Genomic DNA, 13,763 nt, shown 5'->3' on the forward strand with positions numbered 1-13,763 from the left:
CTGCGGCGTCAAGCCATGAAGCGGCCAAGATTGGCGATGATCTGTGCCCGGCTTTCTCCGGCCTGCATGATCATTTTGGAAACCTGGGACATCGATTGCTGGATGTCCTTGACGATCTCGGTAATCTGTTCGCTGTCTTTCGTCATCTGCGCCTGCAGCTTGGTGATGAGGTTGGAGAATTTCTGCCGGTCGACCTGGGCCATGGCGGCGCCGTGTTCGTCGAAGCTCACGCCTATGTTGATGAGTGCCGAAATGCCGGAGCCTGCGGCGGAAACCGCCGACAAGGCATGTTTTATGGTGTTCGCCAACTGAGGTATCTGGGCCATGGCCTTTTGCACCTGCGTGGAAGCGCTGCCGGGATTAGCGATGCACATCACCGCTGCAAGGGCCATGGTGGTGTAGGCGGTGACACCAGCGGCAGCGACGGCCGCCCAGTTCTCGTTGCCCGTGCTCATCAGAACCACGCCCGAAGCCAGGCTGCCAAAGAGCTGTGGATCGAGCACCACCGCGCCCGTGATGATCCCCAGCGAGCCGGCCATGATCTTGCTCGCCGCCTCGAGCTTCTCCTCGGGCACGCCCACCTGCGTGAGCAAGGCCTTGCAGGCCATGGTCACGCCGATGTTGATGTCCAAGGGCTCGCCGCCCCTTTCCTGCCGAATGGCGGAAATCAGGCTGATGGACGAGGAAACAAGGCCCGTCACCGCCAGAACCAGCAAGGGAGCGGCCGCACCGCCGGAAAGGACGACCGCCGCCAGGCTCCCGGCAACGGCCAGAAGGCTGCCGGCAAAGGCGCCGATCTTGGCCGCCCAGCTGAAAATCTTCGCGTACTTGCTTTTTGCTTCGGCGCTTTCGCCTTTGTCGTTCGCCTCCTGCAATTTGGCGAGCGCATTCTGTTTGTACTGATCCCGGTTCAAGCCATCCACGGCCATGCCTTCGCTGGCGGTGCGCAGTTGGCCTTCCTGGCTTTTGAGCTTCACTTTCTGCAACTCCAACATCATTCTTTCAATCGCGAAATCCTTGTTCACCGGAGCAATGGCCGGTGCGCCATGCGGGTCGGAGATCTGGAGTGCGCCAAGTGCCTTGGCGGGGGCCAAGTCGGCCTGCGCGGCAAGGTCCGCTTTTTCGGACGCCATGTAGGCTTCAGGCGTCGATATGCCCGGCGTGGCGACGCCCGGCGTGGCGACGCCCGGCATCTCATCCTCCAGCGCTGCCGCAGGGGCAGGGCGGAACTGGTTGATTCCGAGACCAGTGCTCATGGAATATGCTCCTCCGTCGCGGGTGCTGCGCCTGCATCCGCCAGCAGTTCCAGCAGGACCTGGGCGCGTTGGCGCAGCGTCTGCCAATGGGGCGACTGGCATTGGGCAACGACCAGGGCCAGTGCTTCGCCTGCCTGCTCCGGCAGCTCAAGCGCGATGAAGCATTCGGCCGTATGGAATGTGGGCAGCGGGTCTTGCAGATCCAGCAGCGAAGCCATGGAGTAGTACTGGATGGCATCCTGGTAGTGCTTGAGCATTTGCATGCAGGCGGCAAATGCCGTGATTAAGCGCCGCTCCAGTGATTGGTGCGCCATCAGAAAGCTGAAGCACATCGCCGCATCCAGATAGCGCTGCTGGCTGTAATGGCTGTGGCCCAGGGCATACATTGCCTCGTACTCGTCTTCGGTATAGCCAAAGATCGTGCCCAGGCCGCCGCCCTGGCTCAGCAGTTCCAGCACCTGGGCAGAAGACTCGATGTTGAACGGAAGTGCGCTCATTGCAGGTCCTCAGACAGAGTTGTGGATGATCTCTCGCTTGAGGTCATGCATGCCCTTCAAATGATTGGTGATGCTGCTGGCGGTCTCGTTGTATGCGTGCCATGTGCTTTGCGCGTGCAACATGGCGATTTGCTGGGTATTGGTCAGTGAGTCGACTTTCGATTTGAAGTTCTCGAAGGCCGCATTCAGCTCGCCCTTGTTGCTGATGCCGTCGGTGTTGAATCCCGCATTGGCGCACTCTTTCCGGAATGTGCTCATTTCATCGCTGTCGGCGATCTCTTCGTCGGATTTTGCATCGCTGCCGAACTTGGCCAATACGGTGCGCGCCAGGCTCATCAGTTCGTTGGTTTCATTCATCTGGATGTTTTTTTCCTGCACATCCGCGATCTGGTCTTTGAGTACATTTCCCAGATTGCTCATTCGCTGGTAATTGACAAGCAGAAATGCATCTTCCACGCCCATGCTGTGGATATCGGTGCGGCCAATCTGTTGCGCATTGTGATTTCCAATTGAAGAGGTCATGAATGCTCCAGGCGGCTATGAAATAAGGGTGAAAACGGGGCGCGCAGGCGGGCAAGCTTCGGAGTCATACGCCGCGCATATTGTTTTCTATCTTCGAATTAATTTCATGCGCCTGTTTGAGCGCTGTGGTCCGTTCTTCGGTTGTGTCGTTGTATTTGGTCGAGTAGCTTTGCAGTCGCGTCATGTCCACTTGCTGGGGGCTGGTCAGCATGTCGATCTGGGACCTGATGTTTTCCACCATCGTTGTCAGCTCGCCCTTGTTGGCTATTTCCAGTTTCATGCCTGCGGCTTTGGCGGCCGATTTGAGGTCAGACAGCAGTTTTCCGGCCTTTGTCTGGTCATCCCTGACTTCCAGGTCGGGGATTTTTTTTCGTTCGGCTTTTTCTGCCGTTTCTTTTTCTTTTGTTGCCTGGATTATTATTTGTTCCTGTGCCTGCCATTCTGGGTGGTCTTTGTGGTTTTTCTTGTCGTCTTTTTTTATTTGCTCCTGCTTGGCTTTTGCATTTAATATCGTGCTTCTCGTTTTAATTATCTTTTCTTCAATTTCTCGGTAAATTTCCTTGGCGTGCAGAGCGTTTTCAGTCTGCCAGCCGGTGGTGATGTCGTTGCGGTAGTTTTTCTTCTGGCGCTCGATGAGATCGCTGAAGGTCTTGCTGGTCTTGTCATCCGCTTCAAATTGCGCTATCAGCTCGCGCGCGCTGCTCAGCGTCGTGTTGAGCTGATCGATTTTTCGATTGCGGTCTTTTACTTCATTTAACTGGTCCTTGAGCTGCTCCTCGAGCAAGGCGGCGCGCTGGCCCTGGATCAGCTGTATGGCCGTGGTGGGATCGATCTCCTTCAGATCAGCCGGATTGGATAGGGGGACGCTGCTGTGGTTAACGGATACAGAAGTCATATCGGACTCTCGGAAAAGCACAACGATGGACCTCACACCATGAAGCGTGGGCGGCGCGTGGGTTTGGGACTCTTGATGGGGGCCGTCAATCCGGCGCGGGCCAGCTCCTCGTGAAAATGTTGCTCTATGTCCTGCTGGTCTTTCTCGAAGGCACGCTGGGCCTGCGCGTGCAGCTCGGGTGTCAGGCGTTGCTGCAGCGCGGTGCGCGCGGTCTCGGGATCGAGGCCGAGGTCGCGATAGATGGCCTCGCCCGCGTCGAGATCGGCCTGCACCTGCGCTATCAGTGCCTCGGCCTGGGCCATGATGCTTTCGGGGGTGGTGTCGGTGGCCATTGGTGATCCTCTGCGGTGCGGCAATCAAGGGGGCAAAGCTGGGCGTGCGGCCCTGTCACCGTAAGTAACGGGCAGCACCATCCGGTTCCCGCCGCGGGAGGCTTTTTTGCTTGCCTGGGAACCGCCTGCGGGACGCTGTTACTGATGGAGGCGTCAGCGCGCGCATGTCATCCACCGGCGGAGGCCATGGCAAGAATCGAATCCTTCAACACCTCCGTGTCCGATCGCCCAGGGCTGCAAACCCGCGCCCAGGGAGACGAGCAGGCCGCGGTAGGCCAGTTCGCGGGCCAGCAGGTGCAGGTCGACAACGGCGATTCCATGCTGTCCGACGCGGCCACGGAAATCAGCCTGCACCACGGCGAGCAGTTGGAATCCAAGCATGCAGCCGAGCGCCGCAAGGCGGGCTGGCGCGCGCTCGAGGCGCTGAGCGCCGAGGCCATACAGGCGTACATGCAACAGGCCCTGGTCTGTGCGGGCGCTGATGAGTTGGCGCAGCTGGCCCAGCGCCTGCTATCGGGCCAGGGCGATCCAGCGCGGCTGGCGCGTCAGGCGTACGGCGAGGCCTCCTCGCAGTTCATGGCATTGCATTACGCCCTGCAGCAAGGCGAGCGCGACGGTGCGGCCAAGGAGGTGCTCACGGATTTGCGCGAGTCGCTGCAGGATCTGGAGATGCTGCATGGACCGGAGATACGCGCGGATATCAATACGCTGGGGACTGCGGCCCAGGCCGGCGCGACCCGCAGGGATATCGCCCGGTTCCAGGCCGACTATCGCGATGTGGTGCTGGGCGAGGCGTCGCTGGCGGGAACACTCAAGCTGGCGCTCGAACGGTTCGGCGAGCAGGAGTTTTCCGTCGGCCTGCAGCGGCTGATCCAGGCGCTGGGTCAGGATATCGCGGCCACGCAGCCGTCGTGCGCGCCCGCGCGGCTGCAGACGCTGTCGAGCGATCTGTTCCAGCTGGGCGTCGTGGCCAGCGTGCTCGATGGTTGCAAGTCGCTGCAGTCCATGTTGATGCGGAAATATGCGCTTGCCGGCATGCCACCCGCGGAGCTGATGCGCGGCCTGGTGGATCTGAGCGCCGAGAAGTGGCCGTCTGCGCAGCGCTTCACGAGCCTGAGCGAGCGCTGCGGTGTGCGCGCTGCCGAGCCGCAAGTGCATTTCCTCACGGGCATCAAAGGACTGTTGCGCGATATGCCGCCGCGTGTGTTTGTCTCGCCCGATCAGCGCGAGTCGGTGTTCAAGGCCGCGCAGGACGCGCTCGATGCGGCGATAGACCGCGAGGAAGATGAGTACTGACATGCTGCAACTGACGAAGGTGCTGGCCGAGTTCGGCGCGGACATCGGTCTGCCGGGGCTTGCTCCCGGACGGGAAGGCAATCTGCAGCTGCGGCTGGGTTCGGGCGCGCTGCTGGGTGTGTCGACCCAGGGTGATGAAGTGGTGCTGCACCATGCCGAGCCCGTGTCCCACGACCTGGCGGCGCTGGTGCTCCAGGCCATGCAGCGCGCCGCGCGCAGCGATTCCGCAGCCGATCCGGTGCAGGTCGGCGTGCGCACCACTGCCCAGGGCCAATGGCTGGTGGTGGGCACTCGACTGCCGCTGGAGCACTTCAGCGCGCGTGAAATGCACCGGCTCGCAGCCCATCTGCAACGCTGGATCGCACAGGCGCGGGCCGGGGTCTGAGTCGGCAGGCTTTTGCGCCCGCGCCTGGAACTGTCGCCCTTGGGAGGTTACCTATGGCGCAGATGGAGAGCACGTGATCTCCAGGCCGTTGCCGGCACGCTGCACCTGAAGGACTCCCATGTCAGATATCCGCTTCAACCATCTGGTTTTCGACCGGGGCATTGAAAGCATCACGCATGCGCACCCTGAAACCGGGATGGCCATGCCCGAAAGGGGTGATGCGCCGCCTACCGACATGGGAGCGCGTGCTCAACTGGATGATCTGCTGTGGGAGTCGTCCATGGATGATTGGCTGGACGCCGCACTGCGACCGCGTTTGGAGAGCCGCGACGTGCTGTTGCCGGGGCGTTTCCACGCGACGCTGGTCGCAGTCCGCCATTGGCTGCGCCAGGCCGCGCGGCAAAGCCCCGCCGATTCCGCCAAGGCGCGGCAGCTGAACCGCGCGGGGCGCCTGCTCGATGACGAGTGCAGCTTGCGCGAGCTGGCGCAGATGTACCGCAGCACGTTGTATCAAGGCTGATGATGGCCGTCGACAGCCTCGATCTGCACGCAGTCCCCGAGGGCGCGAGCCACAAGGAGGTCGAGTTCATGGATCTGCTGGCCTATATCTACCTGCAGCACGGTCGGCCCGACAAGGCGGCGGTGCTGCTGATCGCGCGCAACCTGCTGGTGCCCGACGACCCGCGCGTGCTGCTGTCGCTGGCGTTGGCGCAGGTGCGTGCGGCCAAGCCCACCCAGGCCCTGCAGACGCTGGAGCGCCTGGCGCTGCTGGGTGCGATGGACGCCTCGTTCCATCTGGTCAGGGCCCAGGCGTTGCAGGCGCTGGAGCAATCCGCCGAAGCCGCCAGCGCGATGCGCGCGTATCTCGCGATGTTGGCGGCATCCGCCTGAATCTTGAATGGTCCTCTGATGTCGCAATCTCTCGCCTTTTCCCGCTTGCAGCGCGTGGTCCAGCTGGCCACCAGCCGCAATGACCTGATCCTGGCCTTCTTCCTCGTCGCGGTCATCTTCATGATGATCCTGCCGCTGCCGACGTGGCTGGTCGACACGTTGATCGGCATCAACATGACGATCTCGGCGATCTTGCTGATGGTGGCCATGTATCTGCCCTCGCCGCTGGCGTTTTCGTCGTTTCCGTCGGTGCTGCTGGTCACGACGCTGTTCCGGCTGGGCATCTCGATTGCCACCACGCGGCTGATCCTGCTGCAGGGCGATGCGGGCCACATCATCGATACCTTCGGCAATTTCGTCGTCGGCGGCAATCTGGTGGTCGGGCTGGTGGTGTTCCTGATCCTGACCATCGTGCAGTTCGTGGTGATCACCAAGGGCGCCGAGCGCGTGGCCGAAGTCGCGGCGCGCTTCTCGCTCGATGCCATGCCCGGCAAGCAGATGTCCATCGACGGCGACATGCGCGCCGGCACCATCGACATGGAGGAGGCCAAGCGCCGCCGCGCCATCGTGGAGAAGGAAAGCCAGCTCTATGGCGCAATGGATGGCGCGATGAAGTTCGTCAAGGGCGATGCGATTGCGGGCCTGATCATCGTCGCCGTCAACCTGCTCGGCGGCATCATCGTCGGCACCATGCAGCGCGGCATGACGGCTGCCGACGCGGCCAAGGTCTATTCGGTGCTGACCATAGGCGACGGCCTGATCGCGCAGATTCCGGCGCTGTTCATCGCCATCTGCGCGGGCATGATCGTCACGCGCGTGCAGACCGGCGACGGGCCGTCGAACGTCGGCAAGGATATAGGTTCGCAGGTGCTGGCCCAGCCGCGCGCGTTGCTGATCGCGGCGGCCGTTGCGCTGGGCATGGGGATGATTCCGGGCATGCCGCTGCCGGTGTTCCTGGTGCTGGCGGTGGTCGTCGGCGGCATAGGTTTCGTCATGATGCGCGGCATGCGCCGTGTGGTTGACGCCAAGACCGGCGCGGTGACCGAGGTGCCGGCGATGCTGGCCGCGGGCGACAAGAAGCCCAAGCCCAAGAACGATGGAAGCGACGAGTTCGCGCCCACGGTGCCGCTGCTGATGGACGTGGCCGCGGACCTGCAGACCAGCTTCGATTCCGAGGTGCTCAACGAGGAACTGCTGAAGATTCGGCGCGCGCTGTACTTCGATCTGGGGGTGCCGTTTCCGGGCATACAGCTGCGTTTCAACAAGGCGCTGGCCGCCGAGAGCTACACCCTGCTGCTGTCCGAAGTACCGGTATCGCAGGGGCGTTTGCGCCCCGGCTACCTGTTGGTGCGCGAAACCCAAGTCAACTTGAATGCCCTGCAGATTCCCTACGAAAGCGATAGCCCCTTCCTGCCGCACATTCCCACGCTGTGGGTCAGAGACACGCTGCGCGACACGCTGACGCGCGCCGGCATCGGCTTCATGGACACCAGCAAGGTGCTGACCTATCACCTGGCCTTTGTGCTGAAGAAGTATTCGGCCGACTTCATCGGCATCCAGGAGACGCGCTTTCTGCTCAGCGCGATGGAGGGCCGCTTCCCGGACCTGGTCAAGGAATCTACGCGCGTGCTGCCCATCCAGAAGATCGCCGAAATCCTGCAGCGCCTGGTCTCCGAGGACATCTCGGTGCGCAATCTGCGCGCCATTCTCGAGTCGCTGATCGAGTGGGGGCAAAAGGAAAAGGACTCCGTGCTGCTGACCGAATACGTGCGCTCCACGCTCAAGCGCCACATCAGCAACAAATACTCGAGCGGGCACAACGTGCTGCCGGCCTATCTGCTCGCGCCGGCGGTCGAGGATGCGGTGCGCGGCGCAATCCGGCAGACATCGGCGGGCAGCTATCTCGCGCTGGATCCGGAGGTGAGCAAGGCGCTCGTGGAGAACATCAAGAAGACTGTGGGCGACATCGGTGCAAGCCAGCAGCGGCCCGTGTTGCTGACCTCGATGGATATCCGCCGCTACATGCGCAAGATGATCGAGCAGGACCTGTACGAGCTGCCCGTGCTGTCCTACCAGGAACTCACGCAGGAAATCAACATTCAGCCGCTGGCAAGGGTGGACCTGTGAAGACCGCCCCGACATGGCCGGCGGCGCGCGCCTCAGACCTGGGCCAGCCCTTCGTCCAGGGTGCGGGCCACGGCGAACAGCGTGAGAAATCCGCTCATGTCGAAGACGTCGTGCACCATGTCCTGCAGCGCGGCCAGCACGATCTTGCCCTGGCTGGCACGCAGTTTCTTGCCCGCCAGCAGCACGACGCGCAGGCCTGCGGAGCTGATGTAGCTCAGCCCCGAGAAATCGAGAACCAGGCGCTGGTAGCCCGCATCGAGTTGCTCGGTCAGCAGTTGTTCGAGCTCGGGGGAGCTGCTGCTGTCGAGCCGGCCCAAGGGGCGGATGATGAGGATGTCGTCGCGGTGCTCGATCTCGATATTCATGCGCTTAACCAATTCAATGGTGATGATTTATTGAACCCCTACGCGAATCGATTGTATGTAGTGCGCATCGGGTTGGGTAGCTTAATGCGTGGCGCAAGCCGATATTGCTTGTGGCCCGGCCGCCTGCACGCGGGGTATGCATGAGGCACCATGACGCCCACTGCGGTGCTCCTGCCATGGCCGCAGATGCGCTGGCGTGCATGGAGCTTCGCATCCTGTCCGGTTGCCACCAGGGCGCGCGCCTGGACATCGCCACCGACGAGCGGCTGCGGGTCGGCGGCGAGGGGGATTGTGATGTGTTGCTCAGCGATTGCGGGCTGGACGCCGACATGTCGCTGCAGCTGTCCTGGCAGGACGGACGCTGGTTCGTGCAGGCGCCGGGCCAGGCCATGGCGACCGGCTTTGCGCTGGGGGCGGCCGCGTTGCTCGGGCAGGTGCAGGCCACGATCTGCGCGGCCCATCTGCCCTGGGAACCGCCGGCGCCGGCGGCGGTGCAAGCCCCTTCGGCGCATGCCGGCCCGGATCTGGAACCGGCCGAAGAACAGGCAGCGCCGGCCGCCGCCGTGGCCGTGCCCGCCAGGCTGCAGCTGCGGCGCCTGCGGCCATTGGCTGCGGTCGGCGTGCTGGCGCTGGCGCTGCTGGGCACGGGCTGGGCCGTATGGCGCCATGCGCCGGCCTCCGCGCCTGCCGATGCGGCCGGCGAGGGCGCAGCGCCGTTGCAACTGTCGCCGCAGGCCAGGGAAAAGGCCGTCAAGGAAGCGACCATGGCGATCGCGCTCGCCGACCCGGCGCTGCGCATGCGGGTGGTTGCCAACGCCCAGGGGGGGGTCACGGTCAGCGGCTGGGTCGACAGCGCAGAACAGTTCGACCGCCTGGCGCAAGCCCTGTCCAGCCTGCGCCCGCTGCCACGGCTCGCGGTGCGCACGGCGCAGGAAGTGTTCGATGCATTGACGGATGTGGGATCGGCGCAGGGCCTGAGCCTGCGCTTCGCGCCCATGGGGGCGGGCAAGGTGCAGGTGCGCGGCGTGGTGGTCACCGCCGACATGCAGCAGCAGACGCTGGCGCAGTTGCGCGCGCGTGCGCCCGAAGGCATAGAGATCATCGACGGCCTGCGCGTCGCGGCGCTGCAAGGCCCCGAAGTGTTGCGCTGGCTGGGCGCGCAAGGCCTGACGGCCACCGAGGCCCTGTGGGATGGCGAACAACTGGTGCTGACCGTGGAAGTCACTGCGTCGCAACGCCCGCAGCTCGAGCGTGCGCTGGCGCAGGCGCAGACGCCGTTGAGCGATGTTCCTTTCCTGCTCAGGACGCAGCTCGTCAAGGAGCCCGGCGCGGCGCGCCGGCTCAGTTTCTCCGAGGCCGGCTTGCCGTTCGCCGTGCGCAGCGTGGTGGGCGGCGCCGCGCCCTATGTGGTGCTCGCCGATGGTGCCAAGCTGCAACCAGGCGCGGCGCGCGCCGGCTGGCGGCTGGCGGCCATCGCGCCCGATCACCTGGTGTTTGACGGCCCGAAACGGGTGGAGATAAACCGATGAAATTGTTATTGCCCGACACGATGCAAACGCTGCGGCCTGAAGCCTTGAGCCCGCTCGAAGAGCGCCTGCGTGGCACGCAAGCGGCGCAGGCGCGTGAAGAGACGCTGGGGCAGCTGGCCGAGCTGCAGCAGCGCACGCGCGCCAGCATGGCTGCCGGCGTGGCGCCTGACCGCTACCGCGAGCTCGCGGCGCTGCTCGATGCCGGTCTCGCCGCGCACGAAGTGCTCACCCATTTTTCGCCCCCCCCGCCTCCTGCAGGCAACCGCTTCCCGTACCCGGGACAAGAAAGGAACTAGACCATGGCCGGATCAATCAACCAAGACTTTTCGTTAAGCTATATCGGCAACGTCGTCGGCCAGGCCACGGCCAGCCGCGAAGCCATGCTGAAGGCGACGTTGAGCTCCCTCGGCGACAATCCCTCCACCGGCCAGATGTTGAACATGCAGGCTCAAATGCAGGAGTGGTCTATCTTCGCGCAGACCCAGACCACCGTGTTCAAAGTCGTCGCGGATGTGATAAAGGATGTCATTGCCAAGTCTGCCTGAGCCGGCAGGCTCAGCGCCGCGTCGGCGACGTTGCGGCCACTACCTCCGCCACATTCAGCAGCAGCATCGGCGGATACAGGGCCAGCGCCTGCGCCGTGGGAAGATTCACCAGCAGTGAAAAGTGCTGCAGCGTCGATGCGTGAATCGCGCTGACGGGCTTTTTCTCCAGCAGTATCTGGCGCGCCATCGACCCCGCGAAGCGCCCGACGCTGGTGTCGTTGGAAAACAGTCCGAACAGGCAGCCCGAACGTCGCACTATGCTTTCCGTGGTGCAGAACGTCGGCAGCCGCTGGCGCAGCGCGGCTTCCATGACTGCGTCGCGGTGCGTGAACGCGAGCAGGGCGACCGGGCCCACGTAAAGCAGATCGGCGCCGCGCGCCGCGATCTCGGCCACCTTTCGCGCGATCTGTGCCGGGTCGGCACCGGTCCCGAGGCTGGCATCGATCACCTCCAGGCCCTGGCGCCGGGCAAACGCCTGCAGGTCGCGCAGAATGATCGACGAGTTGGGCTCGTCCGGGTTGTGCAGATAGCCGATGCGGTGAAACGGCCGATAGGCTTGAATGGCGTTGAACTGCAGGTCCAGCGGCGCGATATGGCTCACGCCCGTGATATTGCGCTCGGGCCGCTGCGGATTGCGCAGCAGGCCGACACCGACCGGGTCGGCGACTTCCGTGAAAACGATGGGCGTGTGGCGCAGCGGGTTGGCGGCGTTGCTTTCGTCGTGGCGGCCGGCGAGCGCCAGGGCCGTGGGCGAGCCCAGGGCGTAGACCAGGTCGGGGCCCAGTGCCGCGACCTGCTGGCGAAGTACCGGTTCCTCCAGCCTGTCGCCCGAATAGCGGACTTCGATGTAGCGTGCCGCGACATTTTCGCGCTGCAGGTAGCTGCGAAAACCGGCTTCGGTGCTTTGCGCCGCGTGCGGCAGCACCATCACGATGGTGAAGGACGCGGGCTGCGCAGGCGCCTGGGCGCGGGCAGCGCTGCCCAGCGCGAGCCCCAGGCACAGCCCAAGGCGCAGCACGCGGAAAAGCACGGTACGGGGTTTCATGGAACTCCTGGCAACAGCGGAAAGGAAACAGCGGAGGTTGGCGCGGCGTTGACGCCGGTTCCTGGCGCCTGGCCCTTGTAGGTCAGCGTCACGACCGTGATGTCGTCGGCCTGGGCCGCGCCGGCTTCGAAGCGCCGCACTTGCGCGACGATGTGCTCGGTCAGTTGCCGCGCGGGCCCGCGCTGATCGGGCCGGGGCTTGAACGACTGCACCACCCGCAGCAGGCGCGGATCGCCGAACAGCATGTTCTGTGCGTCGGTGGCTTCGGTGACGCCATCGGTGTAGAGCAGCAGACTGTCGCCCGGCGACAGCTGCAGCGCGCCTTCCTGGTAGTGCTGGCCGGCGAGCACGGCCAGTCCCATGTTCCTGCTCCTGGGGAAAAACTGTGCCTTGCCCTGCTGCATCAGCACCGGCGGGTTGTGGCCGGCGTTCACGTACGTCAGCTGCCCGCTGGACAGCTGCAGCACTGCATAGAACACCGTGACGAACATCATCTGGTCGTTCTCCGTGCACAACTGGTCGTTGAGCGCGGCGATGGTCGCGCCCGGCGTGCGCAGGAACAGTCCGTTGCTCTTGAGCAGGGTGCGCGAGATGGCCATGAAGAACGCCGCGGGAACGCCCTTGCCCGACACGTCGGCGATCACGATGGCCAGATGATCGTCGTCGATGGCGAAGTAGTCGTAGAAGTCGCCGCCGATTTCCTTGGCCGCAATCATCGTCGCGGCGATCTCGATCTCGGGCCGACTCGGCGTCTGGCGCGGAAGAATCGACAGCTGCATCTCGCGCGCGATTTCCAGCTCCTGTTGCAGGCTGGCCAGCATCGCCTGTGTCTGGACCGAGGCCTGCACTTCGCGCAGCAGCTTGAGCAGCCGGCTCTGCTGGGTGCTGACCAGGCCCGACATCCGGCCCAGGATGCCGGCCAGGTCGGCGAGCCCATTCGGCGCTTCGTTCATTGTCGATGCAGTGGCCACGGCCTGCGTTCCCAGGGCCAGCAGGATTTCCTCGCGCGATGTGGGGTCCAGGTTTTCGGCGAGGCTGCGCAATTGGTCGCGGATCAGGCGCTCCTGCTGGCGCCGCGTGCGCACGCGCTCCTGGCGCAGCGTCTCCAGGCTCAGCAGCTCGGAGCGTAATTGCAGCACGCCGCGGGCGACGCTGCCCGACTCATCTTGCGCATCGTCTTCGCCCGCATGCAGCGCAATGTCGGTCTGGCCCCGGGCCAGCGATTCCAGCACCTGCACATTGCGCGTCAGCGGATCGAGCGCGTGCCGCAGGAACAAGAAAAGTCCGGCGCTGACCAGCAGCAGCACCGCACCTGCGTGCATGGCCAGGCGCCGGGCGAACTGGCGCTGCTGCTGTGCGTCGGCGGAAATGGGCCGGCTCCAGACCAGGGTGCCGATCACGCTGCCGCCGGCTCCGGTCAGGGGCTGGCTGACGAGCTGCAGTGCGGGCTGCCCCGCAAGCCGCGCATCGCCTGCAGCCAGCGTCAGCACCTGTGCGTGGCGCACCGGCACCACGACCTGGGCGAAAAATTGCTCGTCGGCCGACATGCGTCTTTCTGCAATGCCGGCCGCCGCAGCGCCGGCCGCAGGATTGCCGCGCATGTTGAGAAGGTGGAATGGACCCTCGAGCCGTTGTGCTAGCGCGGGCAGGACCGCGACCGCATCCTGGCTCAGCACCAGCACATGCGGGCCTGCGCGGGTACGCCATAGCCAGCTGTAGGTGCGTGCAGACAGGGCGTGCAGACCCTGCGCGGGCAGTGCTGCCGGATCGGGCAGCGGCTCGGAATCGGCGCTTGCGGCGGTGGTGGCCAGCCTTTGTGCATTTTCGTCAAACAGGTCGATGCGCAGGCCGGGACGGCCTTTCGCCAGCGCATGCATGCGTTGTTCGAGCCCGTGCCGCGGGGCGTCGGTCAGTTGCTGCGCGGCGCGCTGCAGCGCGTCTATCTGCTGTGCCTGCCATTGTTCCCAGGCGTGGGTCAGTGTCTGCAACAGCAGCCGCCCCTGCTGTTGCTGGGCGTAGGCCTGGGTTTGCCAGACCAATGCCGCGCACAGCAGACCCAGGCAGGCAATGCCCAGCAT

Annotated in this window: 16 protein-coding genes; 8 read left to right on the forward strand and 8 right to left on the reverse strand. The window is 64.3% G+C overall.

Annotated elements, in window-relative coordinates:
* Positions 1-8 precede the first annotated feature (8 nt).
* The 5 genes from sctE to ACSVDO_RS02880 all read right to left on the reverse strand — a co-directional run bounded on the left by sctE (position 9) and on the right by ACSVDO_RS02880 (position 3,502).
* Positions 9-1,256: a type III secretion system translocon subunit SseC family protein gene (gene sctE, locus ACSVDO_RS02860; RefSeq protein WP_489594825.1), complete on the reverse strand. Its 1,248-nt coding sequence runs from the start codon at positions 1,254-1,256 to the stop codon at positions 9-11.
* Positions 1,253-1,753 carry a SycD/LcrH family type III secretion system chaperone gene (locus ACSVDO_RS02865; RefSeq protein WP_489594826.1) on the reverse strand — a complete coding sequence of 167 codons (501 nt, stop codon included), beginning with the start codon at positions 1,751-1,753 and terminating at the stop codon, positions 1,253-1,255. The genes sctE and ACSVDO_RS02865 overlap by 4 nt, the downstream gene beginning before the upstream one ends.
* 9 nt (positions 1,754-1,762) lie before the next feature.
* Entirely contained in the window at positions 1,763-2,275 is a 513-nt protein-coding gene (locus ACSVDO_RS02870) for a hypothetical protein (protein WP_489594827.1), read from the reverse strand.
* 64 nt (positions 2,276-2,339) lie between these two features.
* Complete coding sequence (locus ACSVDO_RS02875) at positions 2,340-3,170, reverse strand: hypothetical protein (RefSeq protein ID WP_489594828.1); 831 nt, start codon at positions 3,168-3,170, stop codon at positions 2,340-2,342.
* A gap of 32 nt (positions 3,171-3,202) precedes the next feature.
* Positions 3,203-3,502 carry a hypothetical protein gene (locus ACSVDO_RS02880; RefSeq protein WP_489594829.1) on the reverse strand — a complete coding sequence of 100 codons (300 nt, stop codon included), beginning with the start codon at positions 3,500-3,502 and terminating at the stop codon, positions 3,203-3,205.
* 186 nt (positions 3,503-3,688) lie between these two features.
* On the opposite strand from ACSVDO_RS02880, the gene sctW reads away from it, so the two are divergent.
* From sctW to sctV, 5 genes are all read left to right on the forward strand, one after another.
* Positions 3,689-4,798, forward strand: coding sequence for a type III secretion system gatekeeper subunit SctW (gene sctW, locus ACSVDO_RS02885; RefSeq protein WP_489594830.1), 1,110 nt, complete (start codon positions 3,689-3,691; stop codon positions 4,796-4,798).
* Between the two features lies 1 nt (position 4,799).
* Positions 4,800-5,183, forward strand: a complete 384-nt coding sequence (locus tag ACSVDO_RS02890) for a CesT family type III secretion system chaperone (RefSeq protein ID WP_489594831.1) — start codon at positions 4,800-4,802, stop codon at positions 5,181-5,183.
* Between the two features lie 118 nt (positions 5,184-5,301).
* Positions 5,302-5,703 (forward strand): type III secretion apparatus assembly protein SctX, encoded by a 402-nt coding sequence (sctX, locus tag ACSVDO_RS02895; RefSeq protein ID WP_489594832.1) that lies wholly within the window; start codon positions 5,302-5,304, stop codon positions 5,701-5,703.
* A gap of 2 nt (positions 5,704-5,705) precedes the next feature.
* Entirely contained in the window at positions 5,706-6,074 is a 369-nt protein-coding gene (gene sctY, locus ACSVDO_RS02900) for a type III secretion apparatus assembly chaperone SctY (protein ID WP_489594833.1), read from the forward strand.
* 18 nt (positions 6,075-6,092) lie between these two features.
* Positions 6,093-8,201 (forward strand): type III secretion system export apparatus subunit SctV, encoded by a 2,109-nt coding sequence (gene sctV / locus ACSVDO_RS02905; RefSeq protein WP_489594834.1) that lies wholly within the window; start codon positions 6,093-6,095, stop codon positions 8,199-8,201.
* A gap of 32 nt (positions 8,202-8,233) precedes the next feature.
* Here sctV and ACSVDO_RS02910 read toward each other — a convergent pair whose 3' ends face one another.
* Positions 8,234-8,566, reverse strand: a complete 333-nt coding sequence (locus tag ACSVDO_RS02910; RefSeq protein WP_489594835.1) for an STAS domain-containing protein — start codon at positions 8,564-8,566, stop codon at positions 8,234-8,236.
* Between the two features lie 200 nt (positions 8,567-8,766).
* Between ACSVDO_RS02910 and sctD the strand changes: the two genes are divergently transcribed.
* From sctD to ACSVDO_RS02925, 3 genes are read left to right on the forward strand one after another with little or no spacing between them, the layout of a single operon-like run.
* On the forward strand, positions 8,767-10,095 hold the full coding sequence (gene sctD / locus ACSVDO_RS02915) for a type III secretion system inner membrane ring subunit SctD (RefSeq protein ID WP_489594836.1): 1,329 nt from the start codon (positions 8,767-8,769) through the stop codon (positions 10,093-10,095).
* Positions 10,092-10,391 (forward strand): hypothetical protein, encoded by a 300-nt coding sequence (locus ACSVDO_RS02920; protein ID WP_489594837.1) that lies wholly within the window; start codon positions 10,092-10,094, stop codon positions 10,389-10,391. The genes sctD and ACSVDO_RS02920 overlap by 4 nt, the downstream gene beginning before the upstream one ends.
* Before the next feature lie 3 nt (positions 10,392-10,394).
* A complete protein-coding gene (locus ACSVDO_RS02925; RefSeq protein ID WP_489594838.1) occupies positions 10,395-10,640 on the forward strand; it encodes an EscF/YscF/HrpA family type III secretion system needle major subunit in 246 nt (81 codons plus the stop codon).
* 10 nt (positions 10,641-10,650) lie between these two features.
* Here the strand turns inward: ACSVDO_RS02925 and ACSVDO_RS02930 are convergent, their stop codons facing one another.
* Entirely contained in the window at positions 10,651-11,685 is a 1,035-nt protein-coding gene (locus ACSVDO_RS02930; protein WP_489594839.1) for an ABC transporter substrate-binding protein, read from the reverse strand.
* Entirely contained in the window at positions 11,682-13,763 is a 2,082-nt protein-coding gene (locus ACSVDO_RS02935; protein WP_489594840.1) for a SpoIIE family protein phosphatase, read from the reverse strand. The genes ACSVDO_RS02930 and ACSVDO_RS02935 overlap by 4 nt, the downstream gene beginning before the upstream one ends.

It is taken from the genome of Comamonas sp. DB36 (assembly GCF_057914905.1).

Bases quoted from the DNA above. Each gene is read 5' to 3' on its own strand.
- sctE (WP_489594825.1), bottom strand. From the start codon at position 1,256: ATGAGCACTGGTCTCGGAATCAACCAGTTCCGCCCTGCCCCTGCGGCA.
- ACSVDO_RS02865 (WP_489594826.1), bottom strand. From the start codon at position 1,753: ATGAGCGCACTTCCGTTCAACATCGAGTCTTCTGCCCAGGTGCTGGAA.
- ACSVDO_RS02870 (WP_489594827.1), bottom strand. From the start codon at position 2,275: ATGACCTCTTCAATTGGAAATCACAATGCGCAACAGATTGGCCGCACC.
- ACSVDO_RS02875 (WP_489594828.1), bottom strand. From the start codon at position 3,170: ATGACTTCTGTATCCGTTAACCACAGCAGCGTCCCCCTATCCAATCCG.
- ACSVDO_RS02880 (WP_489594829.1), bottom strand. From the start codon at position 3,502: ATGGCCACCGACACCACCCCCGAAAGCATCATGGCCCAGGCCGAGGCA.
- sctW (WP_489594830.1), top strand. From the start codon at position 3,689: ATGGCAAGAATCGAATCCTTCAACACCTCCGTGTCCGATCGCCCAGGG.
- ACSVDO_RS02890 (WP_489594831.1), top strand. From the start codon at position 4,800: ATGCTGCAACTGACGAAGGTGCTGGCCGAGTTCGGCGCGGACATCGGT.
- sctX (WP_489594832.1), top strand. From the start codon at position 5,302: ATGTCAGATATCCGCTTCAACCATCTGGTTTTCGACCGGGGCATTGAA.
- sctY (WP_489594833.1), top strand. From the start codon at position 5,706: ATGGCCGTCGACAGCCTCGATCTGCACGCAGTCCCCGAGGGCGCGAGC.
- sctV (WP_489594834.1), top strand. From the start codon at position 6,093: ATGTCGCAATCTCTCGCCTTTTCCCGCTTGCAGCGCGTGGTCCAGCTG.
- ACSVDO_RS02910 (WP_489594835.1), bottom strand. From the start codon at position 8,566: ATGAATATCGAGATCGAGCACCGCGACGACATCCTCATCATCCGCCCC.
- sctD (WP_489594836.1), top strand. From the start codon at position 8,767: ATGGAGCTTCGCATCCTGTCCGGTTGCCACCAGGGCGCGCGCCTGGAC.
- ACSVDO_RS02920 (WP_489594837.1), top strand. From the start codon at position 10,092: ATGAAATTGTTATTGCCCGACACGATGCAAACGCTGCGGCCTGAAGCC.
- ACSVDO_RS02925 (WP_489594838.1), top strand. From the start codon at position 10,395: ATGGCCGGATCAATCAACCAAGACTTTTCGTTAAGCTATATCGGCAAC.
- ACSVDO_RS02930 (WP_489594839.1), bottom strand. From the start codon at position 11,685: ATGAAACCCCGTACCGTGCTTTTCCGCGTGCTGCGCCTTGGGCTGTGC.
- ACSVDO_RS02935 (WP_489594840.1), bottom strand. From the start codon at position 13,763: ATGCTGGGCATTGCCTGCCTGGGTCTGCTGTGCGCGGCATTGGTCTGG.